Here is a 3172-nt window from a genome sequence, read left to right as displayed (position 1 = left end):
TTGCCAAGCCGTCCAATCACGACGAAACTAGAATCATGGAAATTAACGCCGCCACGCAGGTCTTTGCCGCCCTGTCGCAAGAAACCCGTCTCGGTGTTCTGCGGCTGCTGATCGCCGCCGGGCCAAGCGGACTGCCGGCCAAGGATATCTCCGACAGGCTGGGTTTACCAGCCTCGACCATGTCATTCCACTTCGCCGCCCTGGAGCGGGCGGGGTTGACGCAATCGACGCGGCAGAGCCGGCAGGTCATATACGCCGCGCGCATCATGGCCGTGCGCAACCTTGCGGCGTTCCTCGCTGATATGAGCGCGGAGTGCTGCTCTGGCCGCCCCGAACTCTGCGGCGATATCGCCTCCCTCAGCCGCGCCGCGCCCGAGGAAAGCGCCCCCATGGTGCCGGCGTTCAATGTCTTGTTCCTCTGCACGCGAAACTCGGCCCGATCGATCCTGGCCGAGGCTATCCTGACAAAAATCGCCGGCAATCGGTTTCGCGCCTATTCGGCGGGGTCAGCGCCGGCGCCCGAACCGATGCCGGAGGTGATTGAGCGGTTACGCCTCTTCGGACACGATGTTTCGTGCCTACGTAGCAAATCCTGGGACGTGTTCTGTGGGCCGAGCGCGCCGCGCATGGATTTTGTGATTGCGCTCTGTGACATTCTCGAGGGGCAATCCTGCGCTGACTTCGCCAGCACCGCGGTGACCGCCAAATGGCCACTGCCTGATCCCGCTTCATTCACGGCGAGTGCGGCTGAGCGGTCGTTGCTGCTCAACGAGCTCTACGCGGGTCTGCGGCGCCGCATCGAGATCTTCACCAGCCTGCCGTTCGAAGCCCTCGATCGGATGGCCTTGAAAACGCGCCTTGATGAGATCGCGAGCGGCATCAACGCGCCGCTCACGCAGGAGCGTTGAGCCTTGCGTGTCGGGATCAACGGGCTTGGCCGTATCGGCAGGCTGTGCCTGCGGGCAGCACTCGGCGGCGTGCGACGGGCGAAGGATGATCCGCGCGCGGATAATCGGCTCGAGATCGTCCATGTCAACGAACGCAGCGGCGGGGCGGCGGCGGCGGCGCATCTGTTGGAGTTCGACAGCATCCACGGGCGCTGGCACGAAGACATCAGCGCGCACGACGAACAAACGCTTCGCATCAAGGGCGGGGACATCGGCTTCACCTCCGCCGCCGCGCCAGGAGAGGTTCCGTGGGGTGATCTCCGCTGCGACATTGTCCTCGAATGCACTGGGAAATTCCTCACCCCGGAACAGCTTCAGCCGTATTTCGACCGTGGCGTCCGCCGCGTCATCGTCGCGGCCCCGGTGAAGGATGCCTCGGCGCTCAACGTCGTTGTCGGCGTCAATGATCAGCGCTACGACCCGGCACGTCATCGCCTGCTGACCGCCGCGTCCTGCACCACGAATTGCTTGGCGCCGGTGGTGAAGATCGTCCATGAGAGCATCGGCATCCGGCACGGACAGATCACCACGATCCACGACCCGACCAACACCAATGTCGTGGTGGACGCACCGCACAAGGATCTCCGCCGCGCCCGCTCGGCGATGCTGTCGCTCCAGCCCACCACGACCGGCAGCGCAACCGCGATCGGGCTGATTTATCCCGAGCTGAAGGGGCGGTTGAATGGCCATGCCGTGCGCGCGCCGGTGCTCAATGCCTCACTGACCGATTGCGTGTTCGAACTCGAACGCGCGACCACGGTGGCGGAGGTGAATCTTTTGTTCAAGGCCGCCGCGGCGGGGCCGCTTGCCGGAATTCTCGGCTACGAGGAACGCCCGCTGGTCTCGGCCGATTATGTCAACGATACCCGGAGCGCCATCGTCGATGCGCCGAGCACCATGGTGACCGATGAGACGCTGCTCAAGGTCTATGCCTGGTACGACAACGAAATGGCCTATGCCTGCCGGATGATCGACCTCGCCACGATCGTCATCGCGCGAGGCGTCTGATGTCCGCAGTGCGCAACTACGCCGTTGTCACGGCGAGCTATCTCGGCTTTACGCTGACCGACGGCGCGCTCCGGATGCTGGTGCTGTTTCATTTCTACCATCTGGGCTACACGCCGTTTACGCTTGCCTTTTTGTTCCTGCTCTATGAAGCGGCCGGGATATTTGCCAATCTCGGCGGCGGCTGGCTGACGTTACGCTTTGGCATTCCGCGCATGCTGGCGATTGGCCTTGCTTTGCAGATCGCTGGCCTGACCATGCTCTCGGCGCTGAACCCGGATTGGGGGGCGGGGATGTCGGTCGCCTGGGTGGTGATGGCGCAAGGGATTGCAGGTGTCGCCAAGGATTTGACGAAAACCGCCTCCAAATCGGCGATCAAGGCGAGTTCGCTGCAGGGCGCCGGGCAGCTCTTTCGCTGGGTCGCCTGGTTCACCGGCTCTAAGAATGCGATGAAGGGCGTTGGGTTTTTCTTCGGTGGCGCGCTGCTCCAGATCGTTGGGTTCCGGCCGGCGCTGTGGCTGATGGCCGGGCTGCTGGCGATGGTTTTGGTGGGGGTCACGCTTGCGCTGCCGCGCACGCTGGGAAAAGCCAAATCATCGCGCAGTGTCCGCGAGTTGTTTGCGAAGACACGCCCGATCAATCTGCTCGCGGCGGCGCGCATCTTCATGTTTGGCTCGCGCGACGTCTGGTTCGTGGTCGGGCTCCCGGTGTTTCTCTATGGCTATGGCTGGCATTATATTGGCGTTGCTGGGTTTCTTGCCGCCTGGACGATCGGCTACGGCATCGTGCAAGCGCTGGCGCCGCAGGTGGTGCGGCGCAGCGCCGATGGCCTTTCCCGCGAGGTGCCCGAGGCGCGGCTTTGGGCGTGGCTATTGGCGGTCATTCCCCTGGCGTTGGCGGCACTGCTGATGACCAACCTGCCGATCCGGCCCGATCTGCTCATCGTCACTGGTTTGGCCTTGTTCGGTTTTGCGTTCGCGGTCAATTCGTCGCTGCATTCCTATCTGATTCTTGCCTATGCGGGGTCGGAAAAGGAAGCCGAGGATGTCGGGTTCTATTATGCCGCGAATGCCGCCGGGCGGCTGATGGGGATCCTGTTATCGGGTCTCCTCGCCGAGTGGGGCGGTATCGCTGCGTGTCTTTGGGGATCAGCGGCGATGTTGGCGGCCTGTCTTCTGCTGACGCTGTGGTTGCCTGCCGGCGCGGAGGCGCGCCGCGCC

The 3172-nt window shown here is 63.6% G+C and carries 3 protein-coding genes; all 3 read left to right on the top strand.

Annotated elements, in window-relative coordinates:
• Positions 1-908, top strand: a 908-nt coding sequence (locus ACP5M5_RS13850) for a helix-turn-helix domain-containing protein (protein ID WP_427938305.1), incomplete at its 5' end; no start/stop codon positions are given.
• A 3-nt stretch (positions 909-911) separates the two neighbouring features.
• Positions 912-1955 carry an ArsJ-associated glyceraldehyde-3-phosphate dehydrogenase gene (locus tag ACP5M5_RS13845; protein WP_427938303.1) on the top strand — a complete coding sequence of 348 codons (1044 nt, stop codon included), beginning with the start codon at positions 912-914 and terminating at the stop codon, positions 1953-1955.
• A partial coding sequence (gene arsJ / locus ACP5M5_RS13840; RefSeq protein WP_427938302.1) for an organoarsenical effux MFS transporter ArsJ occupies positions 1955-3172 on the top strand: 1218 nt, incomplete at its 3' end. The genes ACP5M5_RS13845 and arsJ, both read left to right, overlap by 1 nt.

The sequence above is a fragment of the Acidibrevibacterium sp. genome, assembly GCF_049965395.1.
Taxonomy (GTDB): Bacteria; Pseudomonadota; Alphaproteobacteria; order Acetobacterales; family Acetobacteraceae; genus Acidibrevibacterium; species Acidibrevibacterium fodinaquatile.
This window is presented reverse-complemented; position numbering and strand designations above follow the sequence as displayed.